We start from the raw sequence: 16,054 nt of genomic DNA, 5'->3' as shown, positions 1-16,054 counted from the left end.
GCTTGCTTTCGAATTCGCACCACGAGGCGGAAGGATTCAAGCGCAAGAAGCGGAGCGCCAAAGCCGCAGGGAGTTGGTATGCTCTCAAAGCGCCCCATTCGAGCCTAGAAGCGAACCCCATGATGGAAGCTCAACGCCTGTCTCCCACCCATTACCGCCTCGCCGAGGCGCACCTCGAAACGATCGATCCGGACTGGGAACGCCTGGTGAAGCTGGTCGGCCCTTGCACCCTACAGGCGCACCCCGCGCGCGAGCCCTACGAGGGCCTGGTGAGGGCGGTCGCCTACCAGCAGATCCACACCCGCGCAGGGGATGCGATTCTCGCAAGGCTTCTGGCCCTGTACCCTCAGACCTCCTTCCCGGCGCCGCGCGAGCTCCTGGAGACGGATCCCGCCGTGTTGCGGGCCTGCGGCTTCTCATGGCGCAAGATCGAGACCATCCGCGGAATCGCCGAAGGCGCGCTGAGCGGCCTGGTGCCGGCGCGCCACGAAGCCTGGGAGATGCGTGACGAGGACCTGATCGCACGCCTCGTCTCCCTTCGCGGCATCGGTCGATGGACCGTCGAGATGCTGCTCATCTACGGCCTCGAGCGCACGGACATCTTGCCCGCGGACGACTTCGGGGTCCGCGAAGGCTACCGGGTACTGAAGAACCTCGAGGCGGCCCCCAGCGCCCGAGAGATGGCCAGGATCGGCCAGCTCCTGAGCCCTTACAGGACCGTCGCCTCCTGGTACCTCTGGCGTATCCCACGATCGTAAGGGGCCTGGGATGGCTCCCAAGCCCCTCGCTCGCTGCGCGCTCGGTTAGGCCGGCTTGTTCTCGATCTTCTTGAGCAAATTCAGCGCCGAGCCGGCGTAGAACCAGCCGATCTGCTCCAAGGTCAGGGTGTGGTTGAGGGTGATGACGTCCGCGGTGCCGTCCGGGTGCTTCACGAGCATGTTGATGGTGCGCACGGGATCCAGCTCATGCAGGTACTCCAGCGAGACCCGATCCCCCTGCTGGATCTTGTCGTAGTCGGCGGGGTTGACGAAGGTCAAGGGCAAGATCCCTTGCTTTTTGAGGTTGGATTCGTGGATGCGCGCGAAGCTGCGCGCGATGACCGCCGCGCAGCCCAGGTACCTTGGGCTCATGGCCGCATGCTCGCGGCTCGACCCCTCACCGTAGTTCTCGTCGCCCACGATCACCCAGCGCTTGCCGCGTGCCTTGTAATCCCGCGCGACCGCCGGTACATCCAGCCCGCCCTCATCGGTGAAGACGTTCACCGTCTTGCCACGTTCGCCGCTCCAGGCGTTGATGGCCCCGGTGAGCATGTTGTCCGAGATCCTGTCCAGATGGCCGCGGTAACGCAGCCACGCCCCGGCCGGTGAGATGTGGTCGGTGGTCGTCTTGCCCTTCGTCTTGATCAAGACGGGCATCTCGTTGAACTCGGTATCAACCATGGGCTCGAACGGCGCCAGCACATGCAGGCGCTCGCTCCCGGGCGGGATGAGGATCTCGACCCCGCTGCCGTCCTCGGGCGGCTCCACGTAGCCCACGCGCCGGCCGATGAAGCCATTTTCGGGGACCTCCGGAGCGGGCTTAGGCGGCGCAAGCTTGTAGGTGCTGCCATCGGGAGTGGAAAGCGAGTCGGTCAGGGGATTGAAGCAGAGGGTTCCCGCCAAGCCGTAGGCCATGGTGATCTCGGGGCTCGCGATGAAGGCGAAGGTCTCCGGGTTGGCGTCGTTGCGCCCCGGGAAGTTGCGGTTGAACGAGGTGATGATGGTGTTCTGCTCACCCTTCTGCACCTCGTCGCGGCGCCACTGGCCGATGCAGGGGCCGCAGGCGTTGGCAAGTACCGTCGCTCCCACCGCCTCAAGACTATCGAGCAACCCGTCGCGCTGGATGGTCTGATGGATCATCTCGGAGCCGGGGCTCACCATGAAGGGCACCGCCATCTTGGCCCCGACCGCCTTGGCCTGCTCGGCGATGTCGGCCGCCCGCGAGATGTCCTCGTAGCTGGAGTTGGTGCAACTGCCCACGAGCGCCACCGAGATCCGCCCCGGGTACTGATGGGTCTCGACGTCCTGGGCGAGCTGCGAGACCGGCCGCGCCAGATCAGGGGTGTGGGGGCCCACCACGTGGGGCTCCAGGGTGCTGAGGTCGATCGTGATGACCTGGTCGAAGAATTGCTCGGGGAACTCCTCGACCTCGGGATCGGCCGCCAAGAGGTTGCAGTGCCGATTGGCCAGATCCGCGAGGGCCTCGCGATCGGTGGCCTTGAGGTAGCGCGCGCTGTGCGGGTCGTAGGGGAAGATCGAGGAGGTAGCGCCGACTTCAGCCCCCATGTTGCAGATGGTGGCCTTGCCGGTGGCGCTGATGGTCCGGGCGCCGGGGCCGAAGTACTCGATGATCCGGTTGGTGCCGCCCTTGACCGTCAGGATCCCCGCTACCTTGAGGATGACGTCCTTGGGCGCGGTCCAGCCCGAGAGCTCGCCCGTGAGCTTGACCCCCACGAGCTTCGGCTGCAAGACCTCCCACGGGAAGCCCGCCATGACGTCGACCGTGTCCGCCCCGCCGACCCCGATGGCCACCATCGCGAGGCCCCCCATGTTGGGGGTGTGGGAGTCGGACCCGATGATGAGGCCGCCGGGGAAGGCGTAGTTCTCGAGCACCACCTGGTGGATGATGCCCGAGCCCGGCCCCCAGAAGCCGATGCCAAACTTGGCGCAGGCGCTCTTCAGGAAGTCGTAGACCTCCTTGTTGCTCATCTCGGCGCGCCGGGTGTCGGCCAGCGCCCCCTCGTACGCCTGGATCAGGTGGTCGCAGTGGACCGTCGTGGGCACCTGCACCCGGGGCAGCTGGGCCTGCATGAACTGGAGGATGGCCATCTGCGCGGTGGCGTCCTGCATGATGACGCGATCGGGTCGCAGGCTGAGGTAGGCGGTGCCCGGCATCAGGACCTGGTCGGCAGGCTTGTCCAGGTGGCCGAAGACGACCTTCTCCGCCAGGGTCAAGGGGCGCGCGAGACGCTGGCGAACGACCGCAAGGCGCTCCTCCATTCGTTCGTAGATGGACCGGACCATTTCAGGGGTGGTGTCGATCATCGGAAGAACCTCCCTCAAGGCCTGCTAAAGCGCATCAGCACCGGTTTTCGCCATCCTAGTGGCTGGCGGCGAGCGCCACAACAGCAAGGCGTCTTCCTGCATCTGTACTGGTCAAAATTGCCCGAATCTGCTCCTGTTGGCGCTTTCTACCGAATGATAGCTTGGAGGCATAGGGCGAGAAGGCATTTTCACCTCGCCGCGCAGGAAGGAGGGCCCCATGGGATTTGGAAAGTTCTTGTTGAGGTATTTCGAAATCATGGCCCGCGGTGGCGGCATGGTGCCCCTGCTCGGCCATGAGGAGACGGCGGGGCTTCAGTAGCCTCTGATAGAGGAGCGAGGGACGAAAGTGGTTCAAGAAAACCTGAACCTCTACCAGGCCATTGCCGGTGACATCGCCCAGCTCATCACCAACGGGACCCTGCGCCCCGGCGACAGGGTCCCCTCCATTCGCACGCTCAGCCGCCAGCAGCGGGTGAGCCCCTCGACCATCAACCAGGCGTACTTCTTGCTCGAGCGCCAGGGCCTCATCGAGGCCCGCGAGCGCTCGGGCTTCTACGTCAGCGCGCCGGCCAGCCCCTCCTACAAGCCGTTCAGTATCCTTAGCGAAACCTACGCGGGCCCGGTCACGGTCCGCGAGCTGATCACGCAGGTGCTGCTGGCCTTGCGCGACCCCGAGTTGCTGCCGCTCGGCGCGGGCACCCCGAGCCTCGACTTGCTGCCGCTCGAAAAGATGGCGCGCATCACCGCCAAGGTCTGCCAGGATCAGCCCGAGCTGGTGCTCGCCTACGACTTCGCGCCGGGCTCGTTGGAGCTGCGCCGGCAGATCGCGCGCTATTCGGCCGGGTTCGGGTGCGCCTTCTCGCCGGACGACCTCATCATCACAAGCGGCGGAATCGAGGCGCTCAACCTCTGCCTGCGCGCGGTGGCGCGGCCGGGCGATGCGATCGCCATCGAGTCTCCCACCTACTTCGGCGTCCTGGAGGCCATCGAGAGCCTCGGCATGCACGCCGTCGAGATCCCGACGCACCCGGAGACGGGGATCAGCCTACCCGACCTCGAACAGGCCCTGAACGAGCACAAGGTCAAGGCCTGCCTCGTCATGCCCACCTTCAACAACCCCCTCGGCAGCGTGATGAGCGACCAGAAGAAGCGCGAGCTGGTGGAGCTGTTGGGCGAGCGCGAGATCCCGCTCATCGAGGACGACATCTACGGGGATCTGTCCTTCGACGGCACCCGTCCCAAGCCTTGCAAGGCCTACGATACCCGGGGCCTCGTGCTCTTGTGCGGTTCCTTCTCGAAGACCATCGGGCCAGGCCTACGGGTCGGCTGGTGCACACCCGGGCGCTTCTTGCACCAGGTGGTGCTCCTGAAAGGGGTCACGACCCTCGCAACCCCCGGCTTGCAACAGGTGGCGCTCGCTCGCTTCCTGGAGCAAGGGGGTTATCAGCGCCTCCTCAAGGGGCTGCGCAGCACCTTCCAGGCGAACCTTTTCCGGACCCACCAGGTCATCGCCGAGGCCTTCCCCGTGGGCACCAAGGTCACGCATCCGACCGGCGGCTTCTTGCTGTGGGTCGAGCTGCCCGAGGGGGTCGATGCGGTCGCCCTGCACCGGGAGGCCCTGGCGGCGGGCATCAGCATCACCCCGGGGCCGATCTTCTCGGCGAGCGGCAACTTCCAGAACTGCATCCGGCTCAACTGCGCCAACTCCTGGTCCGAGCGCATCGAGGCCGGGCTCAGGCAACTGGGGGCGATCGCTCAGCGGCTCGCCGCTTCTCGCTGAGCGAGGCCTAGCGGCGCAGGCGCGGCATGATCCGCTTGAAGAGGCCCTTTTCTACGGCCTTCGCCTCCAGGGCGATCGCCTGATGTAGCACCAGCAGTTCATCCCCCTCCTGCACGACCGTATCGGCCGGCGGGTTCAGCATGAGCGCGCCCTTGCGAACCAGGCCGATCGCCAAGGCCTCCTCGCGACGCTTGAAGGCGGTCGCGATCTCGAAGAAGCGGTTCGCGCCATCGGGGGTGATGGTGAGCGGGATGCGCGTGAGTTGCTGATCCGGATGGGTGAGCAGGTCGTAGAAGACCTGGCCGGTCTCGGGCGCTCCGGCGCTGTGGGCCAAGAGGCTGCAGCTGAGGCGGGCGCTCTGGATGATCTCGTCCACCCCTGCTGTTTGCAGGATGGCCGCGTTCTGCGAGTCGATGACCTCGGCGCTGATGTGAAGGGGGTGCCGGCGCACGATGCCGCGCTCCGGGAGCTTCCGCTCGTAGGATCGGATGGCGAAGGCCGTCAGCACCGTCTTGGCGTCGGAGGCGGACGGGTCGCGCTCGGGGTTATCCGCGATGATGAGCACGCTCGTCGCGACGTCCATCCGCACCTTGTCGCACTCGGACTCCTTGGTCGGATCGCCCTTCACGAAGGTGAAGCGCGCATCGAACCCGTCGGGGGGGTCCTCGTTGGCGAAGACGACGATGCGCGAGAGGCGGCTCGCGTAGCGCAGGGCCAGCTCTTCGAGGAGCAAGGGGCCGTTGCGGTTCCAGCCGCAAATGACGATTTGATCCACCAGACCGCTCATGCGAACGCGCTCCTCCCTGAGAACGAGTAGTTGACTGACCAAGGTCTGCGAGATGACCCCCGCGAAGAGGGCGATCAGGAACATCCCCCCGAACATCAGCATGATGCCGACGATCTTGCCGCCCGCCGTGAGCGGCACCACGTCGCCGAAGCCCACGGTCGTGACCGTGACCACCGCCCACCAGACCGCATTGCCGAAGTGCTTGAAGGCAGGATTCACGCGGTGCTCGGCCACGAAGACCAGGACCGAGGCCACCGAGACGGCGAGCCCCACGAACGCGAAGGTCGAGGCGTAGAGCAGGCTGTTCCGCCGGATGGCGGCTTCCAGGGCCTCGAAGGGGTTGACGGGCAAGACGCGAAACACCTGGAGCAATCGGAGGATCCGCAGGATGCGCAGGGCCCGGAAGTAGGAGATCAGCGGCAGGATCGAGACCAGGTCGATGAGATTGGCCGGCTTGAGGACGAAGCGCAAGCGGGCCATGAAGTGGTAGAAAAGCACGTCGATCCAGCGCAGGCGCACCGCGCTCGGGAACTCCGGCTCCGTGAGCCAGAGCCGCCCGAAGTAGTCGAAGGCAAAGACTGCAAGGATCAAGTAGTCGCCCACATGGAGCGCGAGCAGGACGCGTCCGGTGGGCTCGAAGCCGAAGTCGAGGCCCAGCAAGAGGAGCGAGGCGATGGTCAAGAGAACCATCAAGCGATCGAAGCGCTTCTTGGCCAGGCTCTCGGGATCGACCAGGAGGTTGCGCGTCCAGGCTCGGAAGGCCTGGTAGCGTCTGAGGGGCGAGGATGGGGACTGTCGCATGAGTGCTATTTTACCCGCTGACGACGAAGGCGGCACCATTGCGCGCCCGTCTCAGGCTCGTTAAGGGGCCGTCCCGGGTTCCTGGGTGAAGGCGGGCCGGCTCACCCCGGCTTCCCAGTAGGGCCCCTGGCGCTTGCCGAGGGTGTCTCGGATGGCGTGGACGATGCTCGGCAGCACGTAGCTCTGGGCCCAGTTGAGAAACCAAGTGGGCAGCCAGTCGAAGCCGGGGTCCACCTTGGCGGTGTAGAAGACGGTGCAGGCGCGATCGCCCACGGGCACGGCAATCAGTTCGCCCTGGTAGGCCCGGATATTGCCCCCGACCCGGCGCCACGAGAAAGCGTTGGCCTGGGGTTCGAGGATGGTCGAAACTGAGACGGTCCGGCCGGGCAGAGGCCAGGGGACGCGGGCCTGGTAGTGGGCGATCGCCCCGTCGGCGGGGTCGATGCGGGCCGACTCCAGGGCGTTGTAGATCCGCGGGTAGTTCTTGAAGTCCGTCATCAAGAGGTAGACGTCGCGCGCGGGGTGCTTGACCCGCCCGACGCTGGTGACCGTCTTGATGGCGTCGTCGCTTTCTTGAACCCGCGTGACGATCTCGCCCTGCTCGATGCGCCGCTCCTCGGCGGGCGTCAGGGTTATCGGGCGGGCGAACGCCGGAGCGGCCGTCAGGATGACCAAAAGGGAAACAATCTCTCTAAGCATCCTTGAATCATATCGAGCAAGCCTTGAGCGCGCAATCTCAAGGTTAGCCTTATTCGGCGTCCTGAGCGGCTTCGCTGATGGCGTTCACACCGACCTTGACCACGGGATAAACCTCGGTGACGGCGTAGATCGTCTTGAGCTCGCGAATGACCGCCTTCGAGTCGCCGGTCGCGCCAAAGCCGAGATAAAACCGGCCAAGCGATTCACTAATGTTCACAACCATGTGGCCCCTCAAGAGGCGATTGAGCGCTTCTTGCGTTTCGTCGTCGGCAGAGGTCATGCTGCGGCGATCTTCAGCGACTTTGACGCTGAAGCCGGGCGCGAAGGCGACGGTGACGAGGCCAGGGGCCATCGACGCGTCTGGATATTCCGGGCCGTAGTTCCAGTTGTGACGGGCCGGCCCCAGGGATGAGCGGCCCGTGAGCGGCGTGGCCTCAGGGGCGGTGGCGTGACACCCCGCAAGCATGACCGCCAGGACCAGGACGCATCGGCGCATGAGCGAGCCCTCCTTACCACCACATCCTAGCGTATCAAGCAAGCCTTGGTCCGCCATCGTTCAAACCGACCGAGGGGTCGCGCTACAAAACGGCCCCATGGAGTCCAAGGGCTCCATGGGGCCGTGCCAGGGAAAAGAGTGACTTGCAAGCCCCCTAGAACCGCCAGGCCATGCGCATGCTGGGCCCGGAGAAGGTCTGGAAAGGGCCGCCGTATCGAGACAAGAGGTCGACTTGATAGGATAGCCTGAGGGAGGCCGCGCCAAAGCTTGCCTGCAAGCCCGGCTCGACGCTCAGTCGATAAAGGGGGCCCAGCTCCGGGACGCCCGTATCCAGGGCGTTGAAGACATACGGCTGGAGTTGCAGGTCGAGGAGCCCGTCAAGAGGGCCGGTGAGAGGCACGACGAGTTCATCTCCGACTTCTGGCCCATGGTAGAGCTGGCTGTTCGAGAACATGTAGCTCGGCTGGGGGGCAGCGAACGAGCTATCCACCGACACGACGCGCATCTGGTAGCCGACCGCGAGACGCTGGCGAACCTTCAGAGCCGAGTTTTCCCAGACCGCCAAGGCCTTCAGCTGGGTTTCCGTCCGGTCATGATGGGATCCCAGCAGGGAATCATCCACGATCCGATAGGCCGCCCGGTCGAGCGCGAGGCGAGAGGAAAAGGCATCTTGCCACTGCTGCTCCAGCGTCAGCCCGTAGGCGTCGATGGCAGAAAGCCGAGAGACCGACCCGCCCGTTGCATAGTCTTCTTGCAGGTTCCGGCTCTGGTAGCCCATCGTGATTGTCTGGCTGAGAGGACGGGGGACTTGGAGGCGATGCCCGGGGTGGTCGGCGGGCGGGACGGGCGAGGGGCAAGGCGATAGGCTAGGCGAAGGGGTGAGCGTCGGCTCGGAGTTCGCGCCGATCGTCGCCACGGGAAGGGCCGGCATCGCCGTCGGCATGGGGAGCGGGGTTGGCGTGGGGGCCGGCATGGCCACGGGCACCAGCTTGATGACCAGCTCCCAGTGGTCCCGCACCGGGCGCCGCCGGGTCTGAAGCTCGAAAGGCTGCTTTGCACGGACGGCCAGACGCACGACCCCCTCGCGATTCTGCGCCAGCAAGATCCGATCGATCAGAGGATGCGCCGGATCGAGCGAGCGCGTTCGGCCCACCAGCTCCACACGCCCGCCGTACCCCGCCGGCAGTTCGACGAAGGCGACGTTCGGGCGGTGAGGATCCACGAACACCCCGCTCGACACCGGGCGGCGGTAGAGGGGAAGGCGAATCTCGCCGGTCCGGCCGTCGAAGCGGAACGACCCGATGAGCGCGGGCTCGTCCTCACGGCGACGATGTTCCGGCGCGATCGCTTGCTCGGGTTTCCGGGCGGGTGGCGGGGCCAGCGGCGGCTTCTGAGGGGCGATGTCGAGCTTCAGCTGCCAACCCGAGCCGTGAGGGCTGAAGGCCCGAGCCAGGCGCAGCTCCTCGACGCCGCGCAGGGCGATCCGCACGACGCCTGGCCGGTTCTGCGCGACGAGGATGCGCCGGACGAGGCCGTCGTTCGGGTTGATGGACCAGGTTCGCGCGCCGTAGCGCGCCCCCACCAGCTCCAGGTACAGGATCTGGCCGGGTTCACGGATCATGCGGACTTGGGGCCGATCGCCCGTACCGGTGAGGGTCAGCGTCCGCTGAACGGCATCGTACTGCGGACGGCCCACGTGGGGGGATTCCGCGGCTTGGGCCGTCGGATCGGCTCCAAGCGCGCAACAGGCAGCCAGGGGGATGGCGAAGCGATGCATGTCAAGTTCCTAGAGGTTGCAGTGCATGGTCACGGTGTTGCGGATCTGCATGTAGGTCTTGCTCAGGACCTGCCTCTTGCCGTCCGCGAGCAAGGCCACCGTCGAGAGAGTGTAGGGGCCGTCCGGGTGATGCCAGGTGTCGAGCTCCAGCGTGTCCCGCGGCTGGGAGGCCACGACCTTGTCGCCGTTGAGGTAGTACTGGATCTCGCGCGCATCGGCCGGGGGCTCAGGAACGTTCAGCTTGATCACCCCGAAGACGATGGCCCCGTCCTGGCCGGGAATTCCCGCCGAGTTGCGCCCCACCGCCTGGATCCCAAGTCCCAGGGAGGCATCCGGACGCTGATAGATCTGCTCGAAGGTGTCCACGAGGGTCGGCTTACCGGTGAGTAGGGCATCGAGGACCTCTCCCCCCTTTCCCCGCTTCAGCGCCTCCTTCAAGACGGCGGGCGCCGGCGCGTTCGGGCTCTTGAGCGTCTCGCGCACCGCCTTCTCCATCGCTTCGAGCTTGGGCACATCCACCAGGTTGAACAGATCGGCCCCCTCGAGGCCGGGGTCCTCCTTGGCCAGGGGGTTTGCGCCCACGATCTTCTCGACGACGAGCGTGCTCGCCTCGTCCACCTGGGCGCAGGTCAAGGCCTCCGAGGGGCGAAGGTACTTCTTGAGGGTGAAGGTCTCGCCATTCACGACGAACTGGCTCGTGATGAGCATGGAGACGCCCGTCGGCACCGCCGGGATGCTGAAGACGCCGTGCGCGTCCGAGTCGATCGCAGGCACGTTCGGGATCGGATTGCCGTCGGCATCCACCACCCTGAGGCGGGCGCGGCCGACCGGGGCCGCCGCCGTGTCGGCGATGCGGTAGCTCACCCCGTGGGCCTGGCCGATCCGGAAGAAGTCGGCGTCGACGTTTCCGATCCGGTAGGCTCCGGGGGGCTGGAGGGCAGCCGGCATGGCGAGGGTGCCGAAGACCTTGCTCGTGCCGTTCTGGGCGATGACCTTGGCCACGCGCACGGCCGTGATCTCGCGCTGCACGGGCGCGCTCTGGCAGGCCGCGACAAGCAGCGAGAGGAGCGCGAAGGCAGGGAAGGGCCTCATTGGCGTGCCACCTTGCGGATACGGTAGTTCATGCCGTCGAGCACGAGGAGGTTTCCGAGCGGGTCGAACGTCATGCTGGCGGGATTGTTCAGAAAGGCGAGGGTGGCGGCAGCGCCGTCCCCGCCGAACTTCGCTCTGCCCGCGGTACCGGCCACGGCCGAGATGATCCCATCCCTATCCACGACCCGGATCGTGTGCGATCCATAGGACGAAATGTAGAGGTTCTCGTACTCGTCGAGCAAGAGCCCCAGCGGGTTGTACACCCCGGCGCTGGTGGCGGGTCCCCCATCGCCGCCCGATGTTCCGGCGCTGCCATTCCCGGCCACCGTCGAGAGCCGCCCGGTCGCATGGTCAATCTTGCGCACCTTGTTCGAGGGAGTCTCCGCAAAGATGACGTCGCCCGCTGCATTCACCACGATCCCGGAGGTCGTCCTGGTGCTGTACACGACGCTGACTGAGCTGCTACTGGCAATCGAACCGTTCGAGGCGCTGATCGCTACTCCGTTGCCCGCGATGGTCGTGATGTCGCCGGTGGTAGCGTCGACCTTCCGGATTCTCTTGTTGGCCCCGTCGATGAAATAGAGGCTGCCTGATGCATCACGCGCAAGGCACCCAGGAAAACTCATCTTGGCGCTGGTGGCAGGGCCGCCATCACCCGAGAAGCCGGAAGTCCCTGGTGTCCCCGCATAGGTCTTCAGGCGGTTGGTAGTCAGATCGATCCGCTTGATCGCATGGTTATAGGAGTCCGAGAAGTAGAGGGAATTGCCCGCAATGAGGAGACCCGTGGGATAGTTCAGGGTGGCAGCTGTCGCCAAGACGTCTTCCGCCGCGTTGCCAATGGTCCCCGTGCCGGCGATCGTGCTGACGGTCAGGGTGGTCGCGTCGATCTTGCGGATGCGATGATTCCGGGTATCGGTGACGTAGAGGTTGCCCGAGGCGTCGTGGGCCAGCGCCCCGAAGTTAAAGGTGCTGTCCCCCGTCCAAAAATTGGTCGCAGTGGCCAGAAGCCCATCGCCGTTCCAGTTGGTGGTCCCGGTGCCCGCGAAGGTCGTGATGATGCCGAAGGTAGGCTTCGAGCTGGTGAGGCTCATCGACACGGTCACCGAGTTGGTCCCGGCGGCGAGCGTGATGCCGCTCGCTGAGCCGGTGGCAACCACCGACGCGCCATCCTTGAGGCTCACGTCCAATGCGTAGCCACTGCCCGGTCGCAGACGGGTGAAGCTGCTCGCGATGCCGCTGCCGCCCGCCTGGGGAATCGTCATGGATTGGCTCGAGGCCATGAGGCTCGCGTTGCTCAGGGTGAGGTCGGCGCTGGTCCAGCTTCCGGGAACGGCCTGCGTCTGGTAGCGCAGGGCCTTCACGACGAGGGCGGCCGATTGGCCTGGGGCCCTTTCGACCTCTTGCTCGATGAGCGAAAGGCGCCCGATAGGGGTGGGGGCGCTCGGCAGCAAGGCACAGCCCGCGAGCAGCGCGATAACGCCTCCCAACCTGAGCAGGTGCTTCATGGCTCCTCCTTACTGCAGGGTCAGGCCGAAGGAGGCGCCGTTCACCACGTTGACGTGCTTGAGCTGCGTCTGGCCGAGGACCGTCGTCTTGCTCGCGTTGAGCAGCTGGAAGGTGATGTTCCCGTCCTGGGTACCGGTGGTGGTCAGGTTGCTCGCCGTGTAGGCGAATCCGCCGACGGTCGCATCCACGCCGGTGTTCCAGGAGAAGGTGTCGAAGGAGCCGCTTGCGACCTCCGCGATGACGGCAGGGGCGCCGTAGAGGCTCGCATCCAGCATGACCCGCATGTAATCGGCCGAGGGCTCGTTTGCGGCGAAGCCCGTGTTGAGGTTGATCGTATCGCCCTTGGCGATGGTCCAGGCCGAAGCCGAGCCGAGCGCGTTGCCCGCCGTCGAAGTCGAGACCGTGAGCTGGCCGTCCTGCCCGATGATGATGTTGACGCTGTTGGTGATCCCCGCCGTGAGCGCGAAGGTCGAGACGTGGCCGTTGCCGACCACCGAGCCGCCGTTCTTGAGCTTGACCGTCAAGGCGTAGCCGGCCCCGGGGCGCAGGGCCGTGAAGACCGTGTTGGCGGTATGACCCGAGACGGCGATGGTCTTGGTGACGTCGCCCGCCAGCAGGCTCGCGTTTTGAAGCGTGAGGTCGGCCCCGTCGTAGGTGAGCCCGCCCACGTTCTGCACGCCTCGCGCGGCGCGCAGGTCCCGGTTCACGGTCACGAGCAGGCGGGCTTGATCGGCCGCGATCCCCTTGACCGAGGGCTCACCCCCGGAGATGAACTGGGTCCGGTAGAAGGCGGAGGGAGCCGCGCAACCGATCATCACGACACCCGAGAGGGCGGCCAGCAGGGTGAGGTGCTGCAACTTCAAGGCTGTCTCCTTTTGAAGCTCTCTCGCGCCATCACGGGCGAGGACAGAGAATGACGTGATTCCACGCTAGCATTGCGAGATTCGGCCAAACAAGGGTACTCCCCCCAGGATGTGCGGGGTGCTAGTACCCTAATGCGGGAGCGAGGGTCCGCGTGCTACTATCAAGCGCCCCCCAGCTCGACCCGATGGGAGCCCAATGCCTCGCATGCGCTCGTGGACGGCCATCCGGACGCCTTCCCTGCCGCCGCCCAGGATCTTCGTCTGCCTCCAGGTCATCGCGACGCTGATCGCCGTCCGGACCGCGGCGGTAGGCCTCTCGGGGCAATCCGGCCGCCTGGGCATCCTCCTGACCTGGACGCTCTTGACGGCGCTTGGATTCGCCATCGGCTTCACGGGATATCCCCTTCTGGTCCGGCAGAAGCAACGCAGCGAGGCAGCGCGAAGCAGCCTTTGGAGCTGGCTGCTCTACTACGGCGTCTTCTTCGCCACGGGGCTCGCGGGCGGCGCGGTGCGATCGCTGGCGGCATGGCACCTCGTGCCGAGCGTGCTGACGCCGGGCACCCCCCTCAAGTTCGCGCTCAACATCGCCGCGGTGAACGTCTTTTACGCCGGAATCCTCGAATCGCTCGGGGCCTATCGTCAGCGCTCGTTCGAGCGCCATGAGGCCCGCCGCCAGTTGGCCGCCTCTCTTTCGGCCGCCAGGGCCCAGGTCGTCTTCGCCGAGGATCAGGTGCGCAAGGAGCTGGCCGAGATCCTGCACGGCAAGATCCAGTCCCATCTGATGGGGGCCTGGACGCGACTGGGCCACGTCAAGAGCGTCCTCGACACGGACAGGGAGGCGGCCACCCGCTCGCTCCAGGAGGCCATCGAGCATCTGAGGGCGATCCAGCAAGAGGGCATGGTCCGGGTCCATGACCTGCTCTCCCCGCCGCGCCTTTCCTTTCGCGACGAGCTTCAGGACCTCATCTCCCGCTTCCAGGATTTGAGGGCGGTGGAGCTCATCGTGGAGCCCGGCGCGCTCGCGCTGGCTCCCACCTCGCAACCGCTCGTCCTGATGACCCTGCGCATGCTCGACGAGGCGCTGCTCAACGCGTTTCGCCACGCCCGGGCCGCCCGGATCCGCGTGTGGGTCGGCGCCGAGGGAGACGGAGACTTCGTGCTGCGGGTCGAGGATGATGGCGTCGGCTTCGAGGGGGCAGCGAGCACCTCGGGACTTGGCTTGGCGGGTTTGCGGCGCGGCTTCGAGCGCCTCGGCGGCACCTGCGACGTGCAAACCCGGCAAGGCCGCGGAACGAGCGTCGTCCTCAGGGTGTCGCGTCAGGCGAAGGCGGCGGCGTCATGATCCTCCGCAGAGGCCCCGTGCTCCCTTCGCCTCGCATGTTCCTCACGGTGAACACCCTGGCGGGCGTGAGCCTGGGAACGGCGATGGGCATCGGCCTGGGGGTCACGTGGCAGGGCTGGAAGCACCCCCTCTGGATCCTGCTGACGGCCCTGACGTATCTCCTGAGTGCCACCAGCGTGGTCTTTCTCCACGGACTGAAGCGGGCCGGCTGGGATTTCGAGCGACCGAGCTTCCTCAACTGGGCGGTGTACTTCGGGGCGATCGCCGCTTTTGCGAGCGCCGCGTCATCCCTCCGCTGGGGCATCATGTTGCGGCTCTTCGACCTGCGCGCGATCATGCCGCACGAACTCACGGTCCTGGTGGGACCGGTCCTCGGCCTGGGGCTCCTCGCGGCGATCTTGGAGCAGGAAACGGCCTTCCGACAGGAGGCGAGGCGCCAGGAGGCGATGCTCCAGGCGGAGGTGGATCGCCTCTTCCTCTCACGGGCGGCGCTGATCAAGGCGCGGACGCGCCGAACGTATGAAGTGCTCTCCCTGCTCGAAGAGCGGGTCGAGCCACGCCTCGACGCAAGTCAGAGGGAAATCGAGCGCCTGCTCGCATCCCTGAGCGCCGGGAAGGCGCTCACCCGCGACGAGGTGCAGGCGGCGCAGGACGCGCTCGATGCGCTCAACGAGGACGGCATCCGCAAGCTGAGTCACCACCTGCATCCGTCGATCGTCGACATCGGCCTGGTCCCGGCGATTCGGTCGCTGGCCCAGCGGTACGAGGGCGGTTTCGCGGTGAGGCTGGACGTGAGCGAGGCGATGACGGCGGCGGATGACCCGGTCCACAACGCCTTTCCCCCGTCGCTACGCTTGACGGCCTATCGGATCCTGGAAGGGGCGCTCGACAACGCGGCCCGCCACGCCGGCGCCCGCGAGGTCCGCATCGGCTTGCAGTACGAAGCGGGGTACCTGGGGCTTTCGATCCAGGACGACGGCGTGGGCTTCGTGCGATCGCACCAGGAGGGCGTGGGGCTCGCGGCGATCGAGAGCCGGGTGATCCTCGCGGGGGGCACCTGGACCCTGGAGACGGCGCCGGGGGCAGGGACTCGCGTGGCGATCGCGCTGCCCGTCCCTCAGACCGAGAGCGCGCGCAGGTAGGTGAGCGTCGCCTGGACCCGAGAATGGCTGTTGCTGTCCGAGGTGTCGATGTCCAGCTGCTTGTAGAGGGCGTTGAGCTGGTTCTCCACGGTCTTTTCGGCCAGGCTGAGCTGGGAGGCGATCGCGGCGTTGCTGTAGCCCTGGGCGAGGAGCTTGAGAAGGGCGAGCGAGCGCTCGCTCAGCTGGTTGAGGCCGCCCTTCGATCCTTTGAGGCCGGCTGCGATCACGGGGTCGAGCATGACGTAACCGGCCGCCGATCCTCTGATCGCCCGCAAGAGCGTTGTGGTGTCGCTCATGGATTTCTTGTGAAGGTACGACCAGCCCACCACCTCGTTCGGCGGGACCGCCATCAGGTAGCTGGGATCCCGATGGTTGGAGAGCAAGACGATGCCCAGATGCGGGAGTTTCCGCCGCATGGCAAGGCCGAGTTGCACCCCGTTCCCTCCTTGCCCGAGGTCGATGTCGAGAAGGGCCACGTCCGGCGCGAGCGCCGGAATCTTGGCGGCGGCGGTCGCCGCATCGCCGTAGGTCGCGATGACCTCGAGCCCCTCAATACCGGTCAGGGCCCCGCGGATCAAGTCGCGCAGAAAGCCTTCATCCTCGACGATGACGATGCGAATGGGAGACGACGGTTCCATATCGGATAGTCTAGCGCGCCACACCCGAGCAAGCCAAGTCCTCGCGCA

General features: G+C 66.2%; 13 protein-coding genes. 4 read left to right on the top strand and 9 right to left on the bottom strand.

Annotation, left to right across the window (positions count from 1 at the left end; translation table 11 throughout):
* The first annotated feature begins 119 nt into the window (after positions 1-119).
* Positions 120-758 carry a DNA-3-methyladenine glycosylase 2 family protein gene (locus J7643_01640; protein MBO9539277.1) on the top strand — a complete coding sequence of 213 codons (639 nt, stop codon included), beginning with the start codon at positions 120-122 and terminating at the stop codon, positions 756-758.
* 45 nt (positions 759-803) lie between these two features.
* Here the strand turns inward: J7643_01640 and J7643_01635 are convergent, their stop codons facing one another.
* The gene (locus tag J7643_01635) at positions 804-3,083 is read right to left on the bottom strand and encodes an aconitate hydratase (GenBank protein MBO9539276.1); all 2,280 of its coding nucleotides are present in this window, start codon (positions 3,081-3,083) and stop codon (positions 804-806) included.
* 325 nt (positions 3,084-3,408) lie between these two features.
* On the opposite strand from J7643_01635, the gene J7643_01630 reads away from it, so the two are divergent.
* On the top strand, positions 3,409-4,863 hold the full coding sequence (locus tag J7643_01630) for a PLP-dependent aminotransferase family protein (GenBank protein MBO9539275.1): 1,455 nt from the start codon (positions 3,409-3,411) through the stop codon (positions 4,861-4,863).
* A 7-nt stretch (positions 4,864-4,870) separates the two neighbouring features.
* Here J7643_01630 and J7643_01625 read toward each other — a convergent pair whose 3' ends face one another.
* The 7 genes from J7643_01625 to J7643_01595 all read right to left on the bottom strand — a co-directional run bounded on the left by J7643_01625 (position 4,871) and on the right by J7643_01595 (position 12,884).
* Positions 4,871-6,451 (bottom strand): ion transporter, encoded by a 1,581-nt coding sequence (locus tag J7643_01625; GenBank protein ID MBO9539274.1) that lies wholly within the window; start codon positions 6,449-6,451, stop codon positions 4,871-4,873.
* Positions 6,452-6,511: 60 nt separating this feature from the next.
* Entirely contained in the window at positions 6,512-7,150 is a 639-nt protein-coding gene (locus tag J7643_01620) for an SRPBCC family protein (protein MBO9539273.1), read from the bottom strand.
* Positions 7,151-7,199: 49 nt separating this feature from the next.
* Complete coding sequence (locus J7643_01615; protein MBO9539272.1) at positions 7,200-7,646, bottom strand: hypothetical protein; 447 nt, start codon at positions 7,644-7,646, stop codon at positions 7,200-7,202.
* Between the two features lie 154 nt (positions 7,647-7,800).
* Complete coding sequence (locus J7643_01610; protein ID MBO9539271.1) at positions 7,801-9,423, bottom strand: AMIN domain-containing protein; 1,623 nt, start codon at positions 9,421-9,423, stop codon at positions 7,801-7,803.
* A 9-nt stretch (positions 9,424-9,432) separates the two neighbouring features.
* On the bottom strand, positions 9,433-10,515 hold the full coding sequence (locus J7643_01605; protein MBO9539270.1) for a hypothetical protein: 1,083 nt from the start codon (positions 10,513-10,515) through the stop codon (positions 9,433-9,435).
* Positions 10,512-12,020, bottom strand: a complete 1,509-nt coding sequence (locus J7643_01600) for a hypothetical protein (GenBank protein ID MBO9539269.1) — start codon at positions 12,018-12,020, stop codon at positions 10,512-10,514. Before J7643_01600 ends, J7643_01605 begins: the two co-directional genes overlap by 4 nt.
* Before the next feature lie 9 nt (positions 12,021-12,029).
* Positions 12,030-12,884, bottom strand: coding sequence for a hypothetical protein (locus J7643_01595; GenBank protein ID MBO9539268.1), 855 nt, complete (start codon positions 12,882-12,884; stop codon positions 12,030-12,032).
* A gap of 205 nt (positions 12,885-13,089) precedes the next feature.
* Here J7643_01595 and J7643_01590 point away from each other — a divergent pair, with 205 nt between their 5' ends.
* Both J7643_01590 and J7643_01585 read left to right on the top strand, forming a co-directional pair.
* Positions 13,090-14,226, top strand: a complete 1,137-nt coding sequence (locus J7643_01590; GenBank protein MBO9539267.1) for a hypothetical protein — start codon at positions 13,090-13,092, stop codon at positions 14,224-14,226.
* Complete coding sequence (locus J7643_01585) at positions 14,223-15,368, top strand: hypothetical protein (protein ID MBO9539266.1); 1,146 nt, start codon at positions 14,223-14,225, stop codon at positions 15,366-15,368. The genes J7643_01590 and J7643_01585 overlap by 4 nt, the downstream gene beginning before the upstream one ends.
* On the opposite strand, the gene J7643_01580 is transcribed toward J7643_01585, so the two are convergent.
* Positions 15,344-16,006: a response regulator transcription factor gene (locus J7643_01580; GenBank protein ID MBO9539265.1), complete on the bottom strand. Its 663-nt coding sequence runs from the start codon at positions 16,004-16,006 to the stop codon at positions 15,344-15,346. The two genes, J7643_01585 and J7643_01580, sit on opposite strands and share 25 nt — an antisense overlap.
* Positions 16,007-16,054 lie beyond the last annotated feature (48 nt).

The organism is bacterium (assembly GCA_017744355.1).
GTDB lineage: Bacteria > Cyanobacteriota > Sericytochromatia > S15B-MN24 > UBA4093 > JAGIBK01.
Note: the sequence above shows the minus strand (reverse complement) of the source record. Positions and strands in the feature narration are given on the sequence as shown.

Bases quoted from the DNA above. Each gene is read 5' to 3' on its own strand.
- J7643_01640 (MBO9539277.1), top strand. From the start codon at position 120: ATGATGGAAGCTCAACGCCTGTCTCCCACCCATTACCGCCTCGCCGAG.
- J7643_01635 (MBO9539276.1), bottom strand. From the start codon at position 3,083: ATGATCGACACCACCCCTGAAATGGTCCGGTCCATCTACGAACGAATG.
- J7643_01625 (MBO9539274.1), bottom strand. From the start codon at position 6,451: ATGCGACAGTCCCCATCCTCGCCCCTCAGACGCTACCAGGCCTTCCGA.
- J7643_01620 (MBO9539273.1), bottom strand. From the start codon at position 7,150: ATGCTTAGAGAGATTGTTTCCCTTTTGGTCATCCTGACGGCCGCTCCG.
- J7643_01615 (MBO9539272.1), bottom strand. From the start codon at position 7,646: ATGCGCCGATGCGTCCTGGTCCTGGCGGTCATGCTTGCGGGGTGTCAC.
- J7643_01610 (MBO9539271.1), bottom strand. From the start codon at position 9,423: ATGCATCGCTTCGCCATCCCCCTGGCTGCCTGTTGCGCGCTTGGAGCC.
- J7643_01605 (MBO9539270.1), bottom strand. From the start codon at position 10,515: ATGAGGCCCTTCCCTGCCTTCGCGCTCCTCTCGCTGCTTGTCGCGGCC.
- J7643_01600 (MBO9539269.1), bottom strand. From the start codon at position 12,020: ATGAAGCACCTGCTCAGGTTGGGAGGCGTTATCGCGCTGCTCGCGGGC.
- J7643_01590 (MBO9539267.1), top strand. From the start codon at position 13,090: ATGCGCTCGTGGACGGCCATCCGGACGCCTTCCCTGCCGCCGCCCAGG.
- J7643_01585 (MBO9539266.1), top strand. From the start codon at position 14,223: ATGATCCTCCGCAGAGGCCCCGTGCTCCCTTCGCCTCGCATGTTCCTC.
- J7643_01580 (MBO9539265.1), bottom strand. From the start codon at position 16,006: ATGGAACCGTCGTCTCCCATTCGCATCGTCATCGTCGAGGATGAAGGC.